This is a genomic window from Sphingomonas sp. DG1-23, from assembly GCF_030730875.1.
Taxonomy (GTDB): domain Bacteria; phylum Pseudomonadota; class Alphaproteobacteria; order Sphingomonadales; family Sphingomonadaceae; genus Sphingomonas.
Genome location: NZ_JAVAMA010000004.1, coordinates 211,886 through 230,441, shown reverse-complemented (window position 1 = coordinate 230,441; position 18,556 = coordinate 211,886). Strand labels below are relative to the sequence as shown.

Annotated in this window: 18 protein-coding genes and 1 riboswitch; of the genes, 10 read left to right on the top strand and 8 right to left on the bottom strand. The window is 67.4% G+C overall.

The genetic code is table 11. The features are described from left to right. Positions 1 to 9 precede the first annotated feature (9 nt). A complete protein-coding gene (gene proS, locus Q9Q95_RS08635) occupies positions 10 to 1,536 on the bottom strand; it encodes a proline--tRNA ligase (RefSeq protein WP_306096006.1) in 1,527 nt (508 codons plus the stop codon). A 121-nt stretch (positions 1,537 to 1,657) separates the two neighbouring features. On the opposite strand from proS, the gene Q9Q95_RS08630 reads away from it, so the two are divergent. Continuing rightward, positions 1,658 to 2,536 (top strand): DMT family transporter, encoded by an 879-nt coding sequence (locus tag Q9Q95_RS08630; RefSeq protein WP_371876717.1) that lies wholly within the window; start codon positions 1,658 to 1,660, stop codon positions 2,534 to 2,536. Between the two features lie 181 nt (positions 2,537 to 2,717). Here the strand turns inward: Q9Q95_RS08630 and Q9Q95_RS08625 are convergent, their stop codons facing one another. From Q9Q95_RS08625 to Q9Q95_RS08595, 7 genes are all read right to left on the bottom strand, one after another. Continuing rightward, entirely contained in the window at positions 2,718 to 3,311 is a 594-nt protein-coding gene (locus Q9Q95_RS08625; protein ID WP_306096002.1) for a DUF938 domain-containing protein, read from the bottom strand. A gap of 19 nt (positions 3,312 to 3,330) precedes the next feature. Beyond that, complete coding sequence (locus Q9Q95_RS08620) at positions 3,331 to 3,723, bottom strand: DUF6481 family protein (RefSeq protein ID WP_306096000.1); 393 nt, start codon at positions 3,721 to 3,723, stop codon at positions 3,331 to 3,333. Between the two features lie 23 nt (positions 3,724 to 3,746). Beyond that, the gene (gene gcvPB / locus Q9Q95_RS08615; RefSeq protein WP_306095999.1) at positions 3,747 to 5,375 is read right to left on the bottom strand and encodes an aminomethyl-transferring glycine dehydrogenase subunit GcvPB; all 1,629 of its coding nucleotides are present in this window, start codon (positions 5,373 to 5,375) and stop codon (positions 3,747 to 3,749) included. After that, entirely contained in the window at positions 5,372 to 6,730 is a 1,359-nt protein-coding gene (gene gcvPA / locus Q9Q95_RS08610) for an aminomethyl-transferring glycine dehydrogenase subunit GcvPA (protein ID WP_306095996.1), read from the bottom strand. The genes gcvPB and gcvPA overlap by 4 nt, the downstream gene beginning before the upstream one ends. Positions 6,731 to 6,879: 149 nt before the next feature. After that, positions 6,880 to 7,251 (bottom strand): glycine cleavage system protein GcvH, encoded by a 372-nt coding sequence (gene gcvH / locus Q9Q95_RS08605; protein WP_306095994.1) that lies wholly within the window; start codon positions 7,249 to 7,251, stop codon positions 6,880 to 6,882. 1 nt (position 7,252) lies between these two features. Beyond that, positions 7,253 to 8,467 (bottom strand): glycine cleavage system aminomethyltransferase GcvT, encoded by a 1,215-nt coding sequence (gcvT, locus tag Q9Q95_RS08600; RefSeq protein ID WP_306095993.1) that lies wholly within the window; start codon positions 8,465 to 8,467, stop codon positions 7,253 to 7,255. 162 nt (positions 8,468 to 8,629) lie between these two features. Beyond that, positions 8,630 to 8,725: riboswitch (glycine riboswitch) on the bottom strand. Between the two features lie 199 nt (positions 8,726 to 8,924). Continuing rightward, entirely contained in the window at positions 8,925 to 9,533 is a 609-nt protein-coding gene (locus Q9Q95_RS08595; RefSeq protein ID WP_306096351.1) for a hypothetical protein, read from the bottom strand. A 143-nt stretch (positions 9,534 to 9,676) separates the two neighbouring features. Here Q9Q95_RS08595 and ispH point away from each other — a divergent pair, with 143 nt between their 5' ends. The 9 genes from ispH to Q9Q95_RS08550 all read left to right on the top strand — a co-directional run bounded on the left by ispH (position 9,677) and on the right by Q9Q95_RS08550 (position 18,555). Continuing rightward, positions 9,677 to 10,630: a 4-hydroxy-3-methylbut-2-enyl diphosphate reductase gene (gene ispH, locus Q9Q95_RS08590; protein WP_306095990.1), complete on the top strand. Its 954-nt coding sequence runs from the start codon at positions 9,677 to 9,679 to the stop codon at positions 10,628 to 10,630. A 124-nt stretch (positions 10,631 to 10,754) separates the two neighbouring features. Next, positions 10,755 to 11,711, top strand: coding sequence for a homoserine kinase (gene thrB, locus Q9Q95_RS08585; protein ID WP_306095988.1), 957 nt, complete (start codon positions 10,755 to 10,757; stop codon positions 11,709 to 11,711). Further along, positions 11,708 to 12,151: a ribonuclease HI gene (gene rnhA, locus Q9Q95_RS08580; protein WP_306095986.1), complete on the top strand. Its 444-nt coding sequence runs from the start codon at positions 11,708 to 11,710 to the stop codon at positions 12,149 to 12,151. Before thrB ends, rnhA begins: the two co-directional genes overlap by 4 nt. 706 nt (positions 12,152 to 12,857) lie before the next feature. After that, complete coding sequence (locus Q9Q95_RS08575; RefSeq protein ID WP_306095985.1) at positions 12,858 to 13,340, top strand: hypothetical protein; 483 nt, start codon at positions 12,858 to 12,860, stop codon at positions 13,338 to 13,340. 203 nt (positions 13,341 to 13,543) lie between these two features. Then, complete coding sequence (locus Q9Q95_RS08570) at positions 13,544 to 14,725, top strand: aldose 1-epimerase family protein (protein ID WP_306095983.1); 1,182 nt, start codon at positions 13,544 to 13,546, stop codon at positions 14,723 to 14,725. After that, the gene (locus Q9Q95_RS08565; protein ID WP_306095981.1) at positions 14,722 to 15,468 is read left to right on the top strand and encodes an SDR family NAD(P)-dependent oxidoreductase; all 747 of its coding nucleotides are present in this window, start codon (positions 14,722 to 14,724) and stop codon (positions 15,466 to 15,468) included. Before Q9Q95_RS08570 ends, Q9Q95_RS08565 begins: the two co-directional genes overlap by 4 nt. A 14-nt stretch (positions 15,469 to 15,482) precedes the next feature. Further along, entirely contained in the window at positions 15,483 to 16,673 is a 1,191-nt protein-coding gene (locus Q9Q95_RS08560) for a CaiB/BaiF CoA-transferase family protein (RefSeq protein ID WP_306095980.1), read from the top strand. Beyond that, the gene (locus Q9Q95_RS08555) at positions 16,670 to 17,788 is read left to right on the top strand and encodes an extracellular solute-binding protein (protein ID WP_306095978.1); all 1,119 of its coding nucleotides are present in this window, start codon (positions 16,670 to 16,672) and stop codon (positions 17,786 to 17,788) included. Before Q9Q95_RS08560 ends, Q9Q95_RS08555 begins: the two co-directional genes overlap by 4 nt. Further along, positions 17,785 to 18,555: an enoyl-CoA hydratase/isomerase family protein gene (locus Q9Q95_RS08550; RefSeq protein WP_306095976.1), complete on the top strand. Its 771-nt coding sequence runs from the start codon at positions 17,785 to 17,787 to the stop codon at positions 18,553 to 18,555. Before Q9Q95_RS08555 ends, Q9Q95_RS08550 begins: the two co-directional genes overlap by 4 nt. Position 18,556: the final 1 nt, after the last annotated feature.

The window sequence follows — 18,556 nt, the reverse complement described above, 5'->3', positions numbered from 1 at the left end:
CGGGGAAGATCAATACGCACGCGCGACCAAAATCCGCTCGACCGCGGGCGCGCCGGTGAAGATGCACGCGCCCTCCGCCGCTGCGGCGTCGCCGGGCACGTTGCGGAAGGTGAGCTTGAGCGCCTTGAGCCGCTCGACCACCTTGTCGAGCTCGGCACCGCTCGGCCGCGACCAGTTCACTTCGAGCCAGCCCGGCTTGTCGCCTTCGAACGCCGCTTCCAGCGCGGCGAAATCGCTCACGTCGCGGCGGATATTGGCGTCCATCCGCGCGCGCGCCTGCGCGTGCAGCGCCTGCTGGATGCTCTCCAGCATCTGCGTCGCCTCGTCGACGAACTGCCCCCGCGCGACCACGATGCTGTCGAGCTTGCCGTCCTCGCGATAGAGCCGGTCGCGGCGGATCACCGAGACGTTGCCGCCGGCCATGTCGCGCCCGCCGACCTCGATCACGATCGGCGCGCCCTTCTTGACCCAGCCCCAGCGTTTGGTCGCCGCCTTGGCCGGGCGCAGGTCGAGCAGCGCGCGAACCGGCTCGCCGAACACGCCGAACACCGACAATTCCTGCTGCAGCGTCTTGCAATAAGCGACGATCTCGGAATCCTCGGGCTGATCGCGCAGCATCGGCACGATCACCACCTGCCACGGCGCGATCCGCGGCGGCACGCGCAAGCCATCGTCGTCGCCGTGCACCATGATCACGCCGCCGATCATTCGGGTCGAGACGCCCCAGCTCGTCGTCTGCGCCAGCTCGAGCTCGCCCTCGGCGTTCTGGAACCTGATGTTCTGCGCGCTCGAGAAAGTGGTGCCGAGGAAGTGGCTGGTCCCCGCCTGGAGCGCCTTGCCGTCCTGCATCATCGCCTCGATCGAATAGGTCGAGACCGCGCCGGGGAAGCGCTCATTCTCGGGCTTCTCGCCCGCGACCACCGGCATTGCGAGGCAATCCTCGGCGAAGCTGCGATAGAGTTCGAGGATCTTCATCGTCTCCTCGCGCGCCTCGGCCTCGCTGGCATGCGCGGTATGCCCCTCCTGCCAGAGGAACTCGGAGGTGCGCAGGAACATCCGGGTGCGCATCTCCCAGCGCACCACGTTCGCCCATTGGTTGATCAGCACCGGCAAATCGCGCCAGCTCTGCACCCAGCGCGAAAAGGCCGCGCCGATCACCGTCTCCGAGGTCGGCCGCACGACGAGCGGCTCTTCGAGCTTCGCCTCGGGATCGGGAACGAGCTTGCCGTCCTTCTGGACGAGGCGGTGATGCGTGACCACCGCCATCTCCTTGGCGAAACCGTCGACATGCTCGGCCTCCTTTTCGAAATAGGAGAGCGGGATGAACAGCGGGAAATAGCAATTCTCGTGGCCGGTCGCCTTGATGCGATCGTCGAGCAGCCGCTGGATCCGTTCCCAGATGCCGTATCCCCACGGCCGGATGACCATGCAGCCGCGCACGCCGCTCTCCTCGGCCAGATCGGCCTCCGAGATGACGGCTTGATACCAGGCGGCGAAATCCTGTTCGCGGGTGACGTTGAGAGCGTGTTTGATCATGCCGCCCGATTAGCGGGGGAATCGCGCGCTGGGTAGCACCTATGCGGGGTTGTGCGGCGCAACACCGCCGCCTAACCGGGCGGGCGTGGCACCAGCGCGAACCGAAAGCGTCTTCAAAGGCTTGGCATTGCGTCTTATCGCGATCCTGTGCCTGTCGACGATGTCGGCGCTGATCAAGCTCGCCGAAACGCGCGGCGCGACTCTGGTCGAGACGATGTTCCACCGCCAGCTCTGGGCGGTGCCGATCGTCACTGCGTGGATCATGATGGGGCCCGGCCTCGGCTCGATCCGCACCAGCCGCTTCGGCGCGCATGTCACCCGCACGGCGATCGGCCTCACCGGCATGGTCTTCACGTTCGGCGCGGTGCTGCTGCTGCCGCTCGCCGAGGCGACGACGCTCCAGTTCACCGTGCCGATCTTCGCCACCATTCTCGGCGCGCTGGTGCTCCACGAGAAGACCGGCTGGCACCGCTGGGGCGCAGTGATCCTCGGCTTCGCCGGCGTGCTGATCGTCGCCCAGCCCGGCAGCGGCCAGTTTCCGCTATTCGGCGCGGTGGTCGGATTGCTCGCCGCTTTGTTCGTCGCGGTCGTCGCGATCACCCTGCGCCAGATCGGCAAGACCGAGAGCGCCGGCACCACCGTCTTCTGGTTTTCGGTACTGTCGCTGCCGCCGCTCGGCGTGGCCTATGCCTTCCAGCTCCAGTCGCACGATTGGGTGACATGGGCGAACCTCGTCGCGATCGGCGTGGTCGGCGGCGTCGCGCAGCTCGCGCTCACGGCGTCGGTGCGCTTCGCGCCGGTCTCCACCGTGATCCCGATGGATTATTCGAGCCTGATCTGGGGCACCTTCTACGGCTGGCTGATCTTCGGCGCCTGGCCGACGCCATGGACCTGGCTCGGCGCGCCGATCATCATCGCCAGCGGGCTCTACATCGTCTGGCGCGAGCGCCTGCTCCACCTGCGCAACACCGAAGGCGTCAGCGACGCCGCGGCTTCGTAAAGACTCATTTGGCTCCCCTCCCTGCTTGCAGGGAGGGGCCGGGGGGTGGGTGCGCGCGTCTGCGCGCTCAAGGGACTCAGCGGCCTCGCAGCAGCAAGCCTCGGACGAGGCATCGAGCCTCGCCCGAGGCTACCCACCCTAACCCCACCCTTGAAGGGAGGGGGATTTGACAGCGACAGATCTAATTCCGCCGGAACACCAATGTCAGATTGTTCGCGGGCATCGTCACGACCCGCTGAAGCGCCAGTCCACGCGTCGCGGCGGCGGCCGATACGTCCTCGACATGGCGAAGCCCCCAGCGCGGATCGCGCGCCTTGAGCGAGATGTCGAACGCCTCGTTCGATTCGGCGGTGGGCACGTCGCGCTGGCGATACGGCCCATAAAGCACCAGCGGCGCGCCCGGCGCGAGCAGCCGCCTCGCCCCCGCCATCAGCCCCAGGGTCGCTTCCCACGGACTGATATGCACCATGTTGACGCAGAGAATGGCGTCCGCGGCAGCGATCGGCCAGCTTTCCGCCGCGGCGTCGAGCGCGAGCGACGGCAGGACATTCGGCCGTTCGGCGCACCAATCGTCGATCGACGCGCGCGCCGCTTCCTCCGGATCGCTCGGCTGCCATTGCAGCGCGGCAAATCGCTCGGCAAAGGCGGCGCAATGCTCGCCGCTGCCGCTGGCGATCTCGAGCACCAGCCCGCTCGTCGGCAATTCGGCCGCGAGCACCGCCGCGATCGATTCGCGGTTGCGTTCGGTGGCCGGGGCGTAGCGGCGGGGGCTCATGCCGGGCGCACCGAAGCGCTTACTTCTTGCCCTTGCGCGCCGGGTAGCGGCTCTCGCTGCCCTTGCTCGGCAGCATGAACGATGCGGCCAGCTTTTCCTTGGCTGCCCGTGCCGCCTCGGCCTTCTCGGCTGCCTTGGCCGCGGCCTGCGCCTCGGCTTCGCGCTGCGCCGCGAGCTTCGCCGCCTCGGCGTCGGCCTTGGCCTTTTCGATCGCATCCTTCTCGGCCTGGATCGCCGCCAGCTTCGCCGCGCGCGCATCTTCCTCGGCCTTCTCGCGCGCCAGACGCGCGGCCTTGCGCTCGGCCAGCTCGGCCTCGCTCAGCTTCGGCGCGGCCTTGAGCTTCTCGAGCAGCGCCTTCTTGGCATCGGCCGAGCGACCGGCGCGGTCGCGGAAAGTATCGTTATACGTCATTCGGTAATCAAACTCCTGCGCGGCTATTCCGCCGCTTCCGCCCGTTGGGGCTCCTTGTACACCAGCACCGGCTTGCGCGCGGCGAGGGTCTCGTCGAGTCGCCGGCGCGGCGCGAAATGCGGCGCGGTCTTGATCGCGAGATCGCCGCCCTTAGCCCGTTCGGCCACAGAACGGAAGGCGCCTATGAATTGATCCAGCGTGGCCTTGCTTTCGGTCTCGGTAGGCTCGACCAGCATCGCCCCGTGCACGACCAGCGGGAAATATACCGTCATCGGATGGAATCCCTCGTCGATCAGCCCCTTGGCCACATCGATCGTCGAGAATCCCTCGGGCAGCCCCTTATCGCTGAAGATCGCCTCGTGCATGCACGGCCCCGATTTGGCGAAGGGCGCGTCGAGCACATCCTCCATCGAGCGCAGGATGTAATTGGCGTTGAGCACCGAATCCTCGGCGACCTGGCGCAGCCCGTCGGCGCCGTGGCTGAGGATATAGGTCAGCGCCCGGGTGAACATGCCCATCTGGCCATGGAACGCGACCATCCGGCCGAAGCTCGATGCGTGATGCTCGCCCGCCGTCTCTTCCTCGACCAGAACGAAATGATCGCCCTGCTTCTCGACGAACGGCAGAGGCGCGTACGGCGTCAGCGCTTCGGAGAACACCACCGGCCCCGAGCCCGGCCCGCCGCCGCCATGCGGCGTAGAGAAGGTCTTGTGCAGATTGATGTGCATCGCGTCGATGCCGAGATCGCCCGGGCGGACCCGGCCGACGATCGCGTTGAAATTGGCGCCGTCGCAATAGACGAAGCCGCCGGCCGCATGGACCGCGTCGGAGATCGCCTTCATGTCCGGCTCGAACAGCCCGCAGGTGTTCGGGTTGGTGATCATCACGCCCGCCACGTCCGGCCCCAGCCGCGCCTTGAGCGCTTCGAGGTTCACCCGGCCCGCCTCGGTCGCGGGGATGTCCTCGACCGAGAAGCCGGCGAACGCCGCGGTCGCCGGATTGGTGCCGTGCGCGCTCTCGGGTACCAGCAGCACCTTACGGGCCTGCTCGCCTTTGGCATCGAGCGCCGCGCGGATCGCGAGCACGCCGCAAAGCTCGCCATGCGCGCCCGCCTTGGGGCTCATCGCCACCGAATGCATGCCGGTGAGCGTCACCAGCCAGTGCGCGAGCTGATGGATCACTTCGAACGCGCCCTGGCACGCATCGACCGGGGTCAGCGGGTGGAGATCGGCGAATCCGGGAAGCCGCGCCATCCGCTCGTTGAGCCGCGGATTATGCTTCATCGTGCACGAGCCGAGCGGGAAGAGGCCGAGGTCGATCGCGTAATTCTGGCGGCTGAGCCGGGTGTAATGGCGCACCGCTTCGGGCTCCGACAGGCCGGGAAGCCCGATCTTCTTTTCGCGCGTCAGATTGCCCAACCTGTGCTCCTGCGAAAGCAGGAGCCCGGAGCCACGGGCAGACTCACCCTGGCCTCCTGCTTTCGCAGGAGCACGGGGAGGATCGAAATCGACGCCGGTGGTTTCGGTCGAGCCGATCTCGAAGATCAGCGGCTCTTCGAGCATCAGCGCGCGGTTGCCCGTGAAGGTCCCGTCCGAAGCTTCGCCCGCCTGCGGGGTGGTGGGGCGCCAGCCCGACTGATTGATGTTGCTCATGCCAGCGCCTCCTCGAGCGCGGAGGCAAGCGTCTCGACGTCCTCCCCGGTGGTGGTTTCGGTGACCGCGACGACCAGCCCGTTCGCGAGATCGGGGGCATTGGGGTAGAGCCGGCCGAGCGACACGCCGGCGAGGATGCCCTTGTCCGCCAGCGCGCGGACGACCGGACGCGCCTCCTTCGACAGCTTCAGGGTGAACTCGTTGAAGAAGCGATCGGTGACCAGTTCGACGCCGGCGACTTCGGTCAGCCGGTCGGCAGCGGCGCTCGCGGCGACATGGTTGATCCCGGCGAGCCGGCGCAACCCCTTCTCGCCGAGCAAGGTCATGTGCGCCGACATCGCCAGCGCGCACAGCACGGAGCTTGTGCAGATATTCGAGGTCGCCTTCTCGCGGCGAATATGTTGCTCGCGCGTAGACAAGGTCAGCACGAAGCCGCGCTTGCCTTCGGCGTCGACCGTTTCGCCGCACAGCCGCCCCGGCATCTGGCGGACCAGCTTGTCCGAACAGGCGAACAGCCCGACATAGGGCCCGCCGAACTGCAGACCGACGCCCAGCGACTGGCCCTCGCCCACGACGATGTCCGCGCCCATCTCGCCCGGCGACTTTATCGCCCCCAGCGCGACCGGTTCGGTCACGACTGCGACCAGCAGCGCCTTCTTCGCATGGCATGCCTCGGCGAGCGCGCTCATGTCCTCGATCCGGCCGAGAATGTCGGGATATTGGACCACCACGCAGCTGGTGTCGTCGTCGATCGCATCGATCAGGTCGAGCGTGTCGGGCTCGGGTGACAGCGTCGGCAGCGACGTGACCAGCTGGTCGCCGGTGAACTTCGCCATCGTGTTGGCGACCGAGACATAATGCGGATGCAGCCCACCCGAGAGGATCGCCTTGCCGCGCTTCGTCACCCGCCGCGCCATCACGATCGCTTCCCAGCACGCCGTCGAGCCGTCGTACATCGACGCGTTCGCCACGTCGCAGCCGAGCAGCCGCGCGACCTGGGTCTGGAACTCGAACATCACCTGCAAGGTGCCCTGCGCGATCTCGGGCTGGTACGGCGTATAGGCGGTGAGGAACTCGCCGCGCTGGATCAGATGATCGACCGACGCCGGCACATGATGGCGATACGCCCCGCAGCCGAGGAAGAAGGGAACCTCGCCCGCGGCGAGGTTCTTCCGCGCCAGCGCAGTCATGTGCCGCTCCACCGCGAGCTCGCTGGCGTGAAGGGGCAGACCATGGACCGGCCCGTCGAGCCGCGCGATCTCGGGCACGTCGACGAACAGATCATCGACCGAATTGGCGCCGATCGTGGCGAGCATCGCCGTGCGGTCGGACGGGGTAAGGGGCAGATAGCGCAATTTACATCTCCGGCCGGCGGCCATGACAATCATCGTCACCCCGGCCGAAGTGCCGGGGTCCACCGTGCGGCAAGGGCTGGTCTCGAACCTTTAGCCCTGCCGCCGCGGCACCGTGGATGCCGGAACGAGTCCGGCATGACGGTTGGAACTCAGAGCTTGCTCACGAAATCCTGATATGCGGCCTCGTCCATCAGGCCGTCGAGCTCGTCCGCATCGGCCAGCGTGAGCTTGAAGAACCAGCCTTCGCCCTCGGGATCCTCGTTGACGAGGGCCGGGTTGTCGGCGAGCGCGGCATTGCCTTCGATCACCGTGCCGGCGACCGGGGCGTAGACGTCCGACGCGGCCTTGACGCTCTCGACCACCGCGGCGTCGTCGCCCTTGCTCACGGTCTTGCCCTCTTCGGGGGTCTCGACGAACACGATGTCGCCGAGCTGGCTCTGCGCATATTCGGTGATCCCGACCGTCGCGGTATCGCCGTCGACTTCGATCCACTCATGATCTTCGGTGAAATAGCGGCTCATATTACCCCTTTCTGACATAGCGATGCGGGACGAAGGGCATCGCCACGACCTCCGCGTGATGAACCTTGCCGCGCTGGGCGAGCGTGATCCGGGTGCCGGACGCGGCGAGCGCGACGGGCACATAGGCCATGGCGATGGGCTTCTCGACCGACGGTGCGAACCCGCCGCTGGTCACCTTGCCGACCTCGGTGCCGTCGGAATCGACCACCGCCGCGCCTTCGCGGACCGGCTGGCGGCCCTCGACGATCAGACCGACGCGCTTAACGATCGCGGCGCCCTCGCGCTCGGCGATGATCCGGGCATGGCCGGGGAAACCGCCCTCCTCGCGCCGGCGCTTCGACAGCGCGAAGCCGAGATCGGCGGCGACCGGGGTGGTCTCCAGGTCGAGGTCGTGGCCGTAGAGCGGCAGCCCCGCTTCGAGCCGCAGCGAATCGCGCGCGCCGAGCCCGATCGGCTTGACCTCCGGCTGGGCGCACAGAGCCTCCGCCAACGCCTCGGCAGCGTCGCCGGGCAGTGAGATCTCGAACCCGTCCTCGCCGGTATAGCCCGAGCGGCTGATCCAGAGCGGATTGCCGTTCCATTCGAATGCGGCGGCGGTCATGAACACGAGGCGGGCGACGCCCGGCACGATGCGCTCGAGCGCAGCCGCTGCTTCGGGGCCCTGCAGCGCCAGCAAGGCCTGCTCGTCGAGATGGCTGATCCCGACCTCGTCGGGCAGCAATTCGCGAAACACTCCGATATCGTCCCATTTGCAGGCGCCGTTGACGACCATGTAGAAGTCGCCCGCCTCGGTCTCGAAGCCATTATCGGCCGGCAATCGGGTAACCATCAGATCATCGTGGATCCCGCCATTCTCGGCGAGCAGCAGCGAATAGCGCATCCGCCCTTCGCTCAGCCCCTTGAGATCGCCCGGCAGCAGCGTCTCGAGCTGGGCATCGACACCGGGACCCGAGAACAGCAGCTGGCCCATATGGCTGACGTCGAACAGCCCGGCATGTTCGCGCGTCCAGAGATGCTCGGCCATGATGCCTTCGTATTGGACGGGCATCTCATATCCCGCGAACGGCACCATCCGGCCGCCGCGCGCGCGGTGCCAGCCGTCGAGCGGAAGCTGCTGGAGCGCGACGGCTTCCTCCCCCGCATCGGCGTCATGGCTGTACGCCGTGCCGCGGGCCTGGGTTTCGTCGGTCGGGCCATTATGGACGTCTCGGCTCATCGGGGGCACTCCGCACAAGGATAAACGAGCGACCGAACGCACCGATCGTGCGCAAAGTCCCTCGCCCCCTCTGTCACGGAACCTGAGAGCTTTCCCCCGGACCGCAGTCCCGGGTTACCCCTTCGGTGGCCTACCCTTTCGGGCGGCGCTTTCCAGAGTGTCACAGCGCGCGCGGTCCCTGATGCCTGAGAGATTCCGGGGCGGTTGCTCCTTCGGCGGGCGCTCCTCGAAGGACCGCCACTCTCCCGCGCGTGCCTATGGCGATTCCCCGCCATCGACGCCGCGAGCCTTGGCCGGGCGGGTGATTCGAGTCAATCGCGAAACGGCGGCTCGGCCCTGCTCGAAAATCTCCCCTCCCGCTTGCGGGAGGGGTCGGGGGAGGGTCCGACGTGCGTGAGACGCGCCGACCTCCCCGTCGCGACCGCCCTGGCCCCTCCCGCAAGCGGGAGAGGAACAATCAGCGCGTGACGTTGTACTTCAGCTGATCTTCGGTGAGCTGGAAGCCGACCAGCGCCTCGAAGGTCGAGGCGAGCACGGCCGAGCGGATCGTCGGATCGGCGAGCGGGTCCATCGCAGCCGCCTGATCGCCGGCCTTGCGCTTCTCGGTCAGCCGCTGGCGCACTTCCTCGGGCAAGGTCGCCGCGGCGCGATCGATGCTGGCGTTCGCCTGGCCGCTCACCTGCGCGCGGAGCTGGCCCTCGGCGAAGCGGACCGTGACCTGGCCGATGCGCTTGGCAGTGACGTTGGTGCCGCCGCGGACGACGGTGATGAAATAGGGCAAGGTCACGTCGCGCGCCGGGCCCGGCTGATTGCGGCGTGCCAGCACGTCGAAGGTCACGTTGGCGAGGATCTGCGGGCCGGTCTCGTCGCAGGTCGACTGGACGTTGGTGAGCACCGCGGTCACGTCGATCGCGCTCGCCTCGCGGCTGTTCGCCGGATTGAACAAGGTGACGTCGCCGGTGCCGGCCGGGACGCCGATATGCGGGCAGGCCGAGCGCACCGCGGTGATGCCGCCCTCGGCGATCTCGCCGGTGCGGGAGCAGCCGCCGGCGGCCAGCAGGATCATGGCGGGGACGGCGAGCTTGGCGAGCGACACGGGCGGTACACCTTTCAGACGGAACAACGGGCCGCGCACGCGCAGCCCGGAAACCGCGGCACCATAGGAACCGGCTTTCGCCCGCGCAAGCAATCGCGTAGAGCCCGCCTGCCATGGATGCGACCGCCAAACCGCCGCTCGAACTGCTCATCGCCGCCCCCCGCGGCTTCTGCGCCGGGGTCGACCGCGCGATCCGTATCGTCGAGCTCGCGATCGAGAAATACGGCGCGCCGGTCTATGTGCGCCACGAGATCGTCCACAACAAATATGTCGTCGACACCCTGAAGGCGAAGGGCGCGATCTTCGTCGAGGAGCTCGATCAGGTGCCGGACGGCGTACCGGTGGTGTTCTCGGCGCACGGCGTGCCCAAGGCGGTTCCGGCCAAGGCGGCCGAACGCGGCCTCTCCTATCTCGACGCGACCTGCCCGCTGGTCTCCAAGGTCCATCGCCAGGCCGAGCGGCTGGTCGCGGCCGGGCGGCACATCCTGTTCATCGGCCATGCCGGCCACCCCGAAGTGATCGGCACCTTCGGCCAGGTGCCCGAAGGCGCGATGACGCTGATCGAGACGGTGGAAGACGCCGAGGCGGTGGCGATCGCCGATCCCGAGAACCTCGCCTTCCTCACCCAGACCACTTTGTCGGTCGACGATACCGCGGCGATGCTCGCGGTGCTCAAGCGGCGCTTCCCAGCGATCCTCGCGCCGGGCGCCGACGACATCTGCTACGCAACCTCCAATCGTCAGGGCGCGGTCAAGGCGCTCGCGGAGCAGGTCGATCTGGTGCTGGTGATCGGCTCGCCCAAATCGTCCAATTCGATGCGGCTGGTCGAAGTCGCGGTGCGCGGCGGCACCTGCGCCACGCTGATCCAGCGCGCCGACGATATCGACTTCGCCTGGTTCGACGGCGTCACCAGGGTCGGGCTGACCGCCGGCGCCTCCGCCCCCGAATTGCTGGTGCGCGAAGTCGTCGAGCGGATCGGCACGCGTTTCGCGGTGGCCGAGCGCGAAGTCGAGACGGTCGCCGAGAATATCGCCTTCAAGCTGCCGCGCGGGTTGGAAGCGGCCTGATTCGCGTCACCCTGGCGAAAGCCGGGGCCCGTCTCCTATCGCTTCCCCAAGCACAACTGCAGTTGCGCGCGCGGTCCATCCGGGAGATGGGTCCCCGCTTTCGCGGGGATGACGAGGGGCGAACATGGCGGTCTACACGCAGGTATCGGCGGAAGCGCTGACGGACTTCCTCGCGAAGTTCGACGTCGGCGAGCTCGTCTCCGCCAAGGGCATCGCCGAGGGCGTCGAGAATTCGAACTATCTCGTCGACACCAGCAAGAGCCGCTTCATCCTGACGCTCTACGAGAAGCGCGTCGCGGCCGATGACTTGCCTTATTTCATGGCGCTGCTCGATCACCTCGCCGAGAAGGGATTGCCGGTCCCGCCCGCGGTGCCCGATCGCGCCGGCATGCTGATCCACCAGCTCGAGGGCCGGCCCGCCTGTCTGATCCAGTTCCTGTCGGGCGTCTCGGTCTCGCACCCCTCCCCGGCCCAGGCCCGCGCCGCCGCCGAGGCGATGGGCAAGATGCACAAGGCGACTGCGGATTTCGTGCGCGATCGGCCCAATTCGATGGGCGTGGAGGCATGGCAACCTTTGTTCGAGCGCTGCGGGCGCGACCTCGATACGATCCAGCCCGGCCTCTACGATCGCGCCGGCAAGGCGCTCGACACGATCCTCGCCGGCTGGCCCGCCGATCTGCCGCGTGGCGCTATCCACGCCGACCTCTTTCCCGACAACGTCCTGATGCTCGGCAATCGCGTGACCGGACTGATCGACTTCTATTTCGCCTGCACCGATATCCGCGCCTATGACCTCGCAGTGATGCACGGCGCCTGGGCATTCGACGCGCGCGGCGAGAACTACGATCCGGCGATCGGCGCTGCGCTGGTCGAAGGCTATGCCGCCAGTGCCGGACTTTCCGATGCCGAGCGGGCCGCCCTCCCGATTCTCGCCGAAGGCGCGGCGCTGCGCTTCTTCCTCACGCGCGCCTGGGACTGGCTCAACACCCCCGCCGGCGCGCTCGTCACCCGGAAAGATCCACTCGCTTATCTGCGACGGCTGGACTTCTACGCGGCGAACGGCGACGCGCTTTTCGCATGACCGAACTTCAGCATGTCGAAATCGCCACCGACGGCGCGTGCAAAGGCAATCCCGGGCGCGGCGGCTGGGGCGCAGTGCTGCGGATGGGCGGCGTCGAGAAGGAGCTGTCTGGCGGCGAGCCGCTCACCACCAACAACCGCATGGAGCTGATGGCGGCGATCGAGGGCCTCAAGGCACTCAAGCGGCCGTGCCGGGTCACGCTGTCGACCGACAGCCGCTACGTCATGGACGGACTGACCAAGTGGATCCATGGCTGGCTCAAAAATGGCTGGCGGACCGCGGACAAGAAGCCGGTCAAGAATGCCGATCTGTGGCAGGAATTGCTGGCGGCGGTGAAACCGCACCGCGTCGAATGGGTGTGGGTCAAGGGTCATGCCGGCCATCCCGACAACGAGCGCGCCGACAGGCTCGCCAGCGACGCCGCGCTCGCGCAGCGCTAGACTATGCCAGTCTCGAGATTGCCGCCCCGTTTCGGTGTCGCGCGGCTATCGCTTCAGCGGATCTCTTGCCGAAATAGCCCGGGCGCCCGGCCATCGCCGGCGACCTTATTTGCGAGCTTGGGTGCGGGCGTGCGAGGGCCCTGCCCTGCAAACTCTTCCGGGAAGAGGGTTCGGCTCATCTCGCCCAAGCCTCTCAGCCAACGGGCCAGTTCGCCCCGAGCCGCACGCAGCATACGTGCCCCGGGGGCCGTCAGTGGCGCATTTCGCACGTTTCAGACCTCCCGGTTGCGCCAACGACGCGGAGCATCCCGCATTGCGTGGCTTGTGAACAATCCAGCTCGGAAAACCATAATTGCGAACTGGAGCCCGGACGGAGTCTCGTCCGGGCTCCCCGGCCCCCGCCTGCGGAACCTGCTCGCCCATCCCTTTTAACCGCGAGTCCGATTGTCCGATTGGACAAATGCGACATCTGCGAGAGCTTGCATTAATAGCCCTATGCCTCCCCGCTATACCGCGGTGCGATCCGCGCGATGCCCTCCGGGGCCGTGATTGACTCTTAAGTCTACATATGTTGTTTTAATCGCGGCTCGAAATCGAAAGCGTTCGAGGCAGATGCGGCGCCGCTGGAATCCATGCCTGCGCCGCAAGACCGGCGCGCTTGCGAAGATTCGATCCTGACCGACCGTGCCGATATTGGAGAGATGCGATGACGCGACTTCTTTCGTCCCTGATGTTCGCAGGTGTGATCCTGGCGCTCCCCGCCGCAGCGCAGTCGCAAGCGCCCTCGCCGCTCCTCGGCACCTGGCAGCTCGACGTCGCTCGAATGCCGTTTCCCCCCGAGAAGCGTCCCAAGGCGGTAACCATCACCTATAGTGATGCCGGCCAGGGCAAATGGCGGACGACTCTCGAGGTGACCGGTGGCGACGGTTCGCCGATCCGGGCAGAAGGCACCTATCCGCTGGATGGCACGGCAGCGCCTAGCCAAGGCTATCCGGGCGTGGACATGCTCGCCACGCGTGTGCCCGCATCGAACGTGATGGTCGCTGCCTTTTACAAAGACCATATGCCCCGCACGACCCGGACCTATGTGGTCGCTGCCGACGGCAAAACGATGACCGAGACCGTCGTCTGGCTCAATCTGAACGGCCAGCCCGAAATCACCACCAGCTACTTCAATCGGGCGCGCTAGTCGGGAAGCGCCCCGCCCTATGCCCCGGTCACGCCCGACTCCGCATCGAGGCCGCGCCCCTCGGCTCCGATGGCCCCCGAGGTGACACCAGCGGCCGATCCTTGCCCCTGCGCTGAATACGGTCCGCTCCCGCGTAGCGTTTGACGAAGCCCAAATCACCGGTTAGACATCATACGTCTTATAAATTCTACGTGGAGGGGCTGGTGGTCGCGCTGTTCGGCGAGACATTGTCGCGGCGGGCGCTTGCCGAGCGCACCGGCAGCCTGTCGCAATTCGCCGGCGTCCAGCTGTCGACGCTCGGCGACGGGGTGGAGCGCGGCGTCCGCCGGCTCGAATTCCGCACCGGCACCGGCTTGCGCTTCACCGTGCTGGTCGATCGCGCGATGGACATCGCCGAGTGCGAGCATTCCGGCCGCGCGGTCGGCTGGCACTCGCCCGCGGGGTTCCGCCATCCCAGTCTCCACGACTATGAAGGCGAAGGCGGGCTCGGCTGGTTCCGCTCGATGTCCGGGCTCAACATCACCTGCGGCCTCGACCACACTTTGTTCATGCACGAGGATCCCGCCGGCCATTATTTCTACGGCCCGCGCAAGGCCGTGTCGTCGTCGCTCCACGGCCGCGTCGGCACGATCCCCGCGCGCCTCACCGGCTATGGCGAGCGCTGGGACGGCGACGCATGCGTGCTGTGGGCCGAGGGCGTGGTCCAGCAATCGACCGTGTTCGGCGAGGATCTGCATTTGATCCGCCGCATCGAGGCGAATGTCGGCAGCGACGAAATCCGCATGCACGATCGCGTGGTCAATCATGGTTTCTACCGCACCCCGCATATGTATTGCTATCACATCAACGCCGGCCATCCGGTGCTGGCGGAAGGATCGCGCTACGTCGCACCGATCCGCGAGGTGCTGTGGGCGGCGCATGCGGACAAATACGAAGCGCAGGGCGTCGGCTATCGCACCATGCCCGCCCCGATCCTGAATTTCCACGAGCAGGTCTGGCAGCACGACATGGCCGCCGACGGCGACGGCCGGGTCAATGTCGCATTGGTCAACGAGGCGCTCGGCTTCGGCTTCGAGGTAGAGACGCTCAAGCGCCAGTTCCCGGCAATGTATCAGTGGCAGAACTTTCACGCCGGTCATTACGCGATGGGCATTGAGCCTTCGACGAACCATGTCCTCGGCAAGGATTTCGCCCGCGAGCGCGGCGAATTGATCTGGCTCGAGCATGGCGACGAGCGTCGCTACGACACCGTGTTGCGGATATTGCCCGACGCGGCGGCGGTGGCCGACGCCGTCGCCCGGATCGAGCGCGTCGCCCGCCAGCCGGAAGAGGAATATCCGCAGCCCAGCGGCAACTTCCCCGCCATCCCCGGACGCGGCGCATGAAGGGCCGCCGGATCCTCTACACCGGTGCGGCGGGCGGGCTCGGCCTCGACACCAGCCTGTTGCTGATGCGGCGCGGCGCGACCGTGGTCGCGGTCGACAATGATCCGGCCAAGGTGGCGAAGCTGCGCGATGCCGCCGCCGCGATCGACGCCGGACGGCTGATCGTGTCGACCGCGGACCTCTCGGACCTCGCCGGCTTCCGCGCCGAACTCGACCGGCTGACCGGCGAGACCGGCGGCTTCGACATCGTGGTCAACAATGCCGCGATCTATCCGTCGAAACCCTTCGAGGACTATTCGATCGAGGAGCACCAGCTCGTCCAGCGGGTCAACGTCGACGCCGGGATCGTCGCGGTGCAGGCGGCATTGCCGGGAATGCGCGACCGCGGCTTCGGCCGCATCGTCAACATTTCGAGCATCACCATCTCGGGCGGCTGGGCGAACCTCTCGCCTTATGTCGCCTCAAAAGGGGCATTGATCGGCCTGACCCGCGCCTGGGCGCGCGAATTCGGCCCCTATGGCGTGACCGTCAACGCGATCGCCCCCGGCGCCTTCCCGACCGACGCCGAGAAGATCCATCCCGACCCCGAAGGCTATAACCGCATGGTCCTCGACGCGCAGGCGATCAAGCGGCGCGGATCGGCCGAGGACATCGCCGCGGCGATCGCCTTTTTCGCCGCCGACGAGGCGAGCTTCATCACCGGCCAGACGCTGCACGTCAACGGCGGCTGGATCATGGCCTGAAGGACCAGCCAATCATGAATATCCTCAGCGGCATCCGCGTGCTCGATTGCTCGATCGCGATGGCCGGCCCGTTCGCCGCGCAGCGGCTGGGCGATCTCGGCGCCGACGTCATCAAGGTCGAGCCGATCACCGGCGAATGGCAGCGCCACGCCGCCGCCGGCGGCGCGACCGGCAACCAGATCAACGTCTCGTTCCTCTCGCTCAATCGCAACAAGCGTTCGCTCGCAGTCGATCTCAAGGCGCCCGAAGGCAAGGCGCTGCTGGTCGAGATGGTCAAGACCGCCGACGTCTTCCTGCAGAATTACCGCCCCGGCGTCGCCGAGCGGCTGGGTGTCGATTATGCGACATTGTCGGCGATCAATCCGCGGCTGATCTACATCTCGATGTCGGGCTATGGCGAGGACGGCCCCTATCGCCTCTATCCGGGGCAGGATCTGCTGCTGCAGGGCATGTCCGGCGCGATGCTGTCGACCGGCGCGGAGGGGCAGCCGCCCTCGCCCGCCGGGCAATATCTGGTCGACGCCGTGACCGCCTATTCGGCGTTCGAGGGCGCGCTCGCCGCCTTGTTCCACCGCGAGCGCACCGGCGAGGGCCAGTTGGTCCAGATCAACATGCTCGACGCGATCGCCACGATCCAGATGCAGGAATTGTCGGTGTTCACCGTCGGCGGCAAGCCGCAGGCGCGCTCGACCGAGGCGCACGCCCACAGCTATATCCGCGCGCCCTACGGCGTGTTCGAGACCAAAGACGGCTATATCACGCTGGCGATGGCGCCGCTCGCCAAGCTCGGCGAATTGCTCGACGAGCCCGCTTTCGCGGGAATGGACGACCAGACCCATGGCTGGACCGAGCGCGACGCGATCTTCGCCGCGGTGAAGGCCAGGCTGTTGACGGCGACCAGCGCCGAATGGCTCGAGCGCTTCCGCACCGCCGATATCTGGGCCGGCCCGGTCTATGGCTATGCCGATCTGGTCGACGATCCCCAGATCCGGCACAACGGCACCTTCGTCGAATATGACCATCCGACCGAGGGCCGGGTGAAGACCCCGGGCTTCCCGATCCGCTTCTCGAAAACCCCGTCGCGGATCGACCGCGGCGCGCCCTTGGTCGGCGAGCATAGTCGCGAGGTGCTGACCGAATTGGGCCTCGATCGCGACGCGATCGACCGGCTGGTCGAATCGGGCGTGGTCCGCCAGCACGCATGATCCCCGAATATCGCGGCCTGACCTGGGAACACCCGCGCGGCTACAATGCGCTCGCCGCGGCGGCGGAGGCCGCGCGCGATGTCAGGATCGCGTGGGACAAGCATTCGCTCGAAGGCTTCGAATCGCGGCCGATCGGCGAGCAATGCGCGCTCTATGACCTCGTCGTGCTCGATCATCCGCATGTCGGCGAGGCCGTCGCCGCCGAGTGCCTCGTCCCGCTCGAGGATCTGTTCGCGGCGGACGAGCTTGCGCGGCTGGATGCGGCGGCGATCGGCCCGTCGCTGGCGAGCTATCGTTATGCGGGGCGCCACTGGGCGCTGCCGCTCGATGCGGCGACGCAGGTTATGGCCTGCCGCCGCGACATGGCCGAAGCCCCGCCCGCCAGTTGGGACGAAGTGATCGCGCTCGCCGAACGCGCGCCGGTTGCCTTGTCGCTCGCCGGTCCGCATGCCGCGCTCAGCTTCCAGTCGTTGTGCGGCGCGCTTGGTGCCGAATCGTCACAGCCACGCGACAGCTTCATCGATCGCAGGGTCGCGCGCGAAGCCTGGACGATCCTCACGCGCCTCGCCGGCGACGCCTCGCGCCGCGCCGCCGGACTCAATCCGATCGCGATGCTCGAGGCGATGGCATCGGGCGACGGCCCGGTGCTGTGCCCGCTGATCTATGGCTATGTGAATTATTCGGCGCAGGGCGCGATTGCCTATGCCGATGCGCCACGCGGCCCCGGCGGGCGGATCGGCTCGACCTTGGGCGGCACCGGCATCGCCGTTTCGCGCCGCGCCAAGGTGACGCCGCAATTGCTCGACCATCTCCGCCGGCTGATGTCCGATTCGGTGCAGCGCGGCTTCATTCCCGCGCATGACGGCCAACCCTCGCTGCGATCCGCCTGGGCCGACCCGCAGGTCGATGCCGCGGCCATGGGCTTCTACAGCGCGACGCGCGCGACGATCGAGGCGGCACTGGTCCGCCCGCGCCACAACCACGCCATCGCCTTCCAGACCCAAGCATCGGCGCTGCTGCGCGCCGGCCTGCTCGACGGCGCGCCCGCCGATCCGGTGCTCGACGCGGTCGAGGCTGCCTATTCCCGACATCACACGCCCGGAGCGGAGACATGAGCGAAGACCTGCGGTTCACCATTCAGGATCGCGTCGCGACGATCCTGATCGATCGCGCGCACAAGTTGAACGCGATGACTCCGGCGATGGCCGACGCGCTGGTCGCGGCGGTCGCCGAGTGCAACGGTTCGGATGCGGTGCGCGCCGTGGTCGTCACCGGCGCGGGCGAAAAGGCGTTCAGCGCCGGATCGGACATCACCACGCTCGACGGCTATGCGACGGCGTGGGATTTCCGCAACCGCGCCGATTATTGCGACGCGTTGCGCGCCTGCCGCAAGCCGGTGATCGCCGCGATCAACGGCTATGCGCTGGGCGGCGGGCTGGAGACGGCGATGGCCTGCGACATCCGCATCGCCTCGACCAACGCGCGCTTCGCCGCGCCCGAGATCAAGCTCGGCTGGATCGGCGGCGGCGGCATGGCGGCGGGGCTGGCTTATTCGGTCGGCACGTCGAACGCCGCGATGATGCTGCTGACCGGCGACATGATCCACGCCGATCGCGCGCTGGCCTGGGGATTGGTCAGCGAGGTGCTGGCGCCGGATCGCCTCGCGGAGCGCGCGCACGAGATCGCCGCCGTGATCGCGTCGCGCGCGCCGATCGCCGCGGAAACCGCCAAGCTCAACCTGCGCGCCGCCTTCACCATGCCGTGGGACAAGGCGATCGAGTACGAACGCGACTTGCAGGCTATCTGCTTCGCGACCGAGGACGCCCGCGAGGGCCGCGCCGCCTTTGCCGAGAAGCGCGCAGCCGATTTCAGGAGGCGCTGAA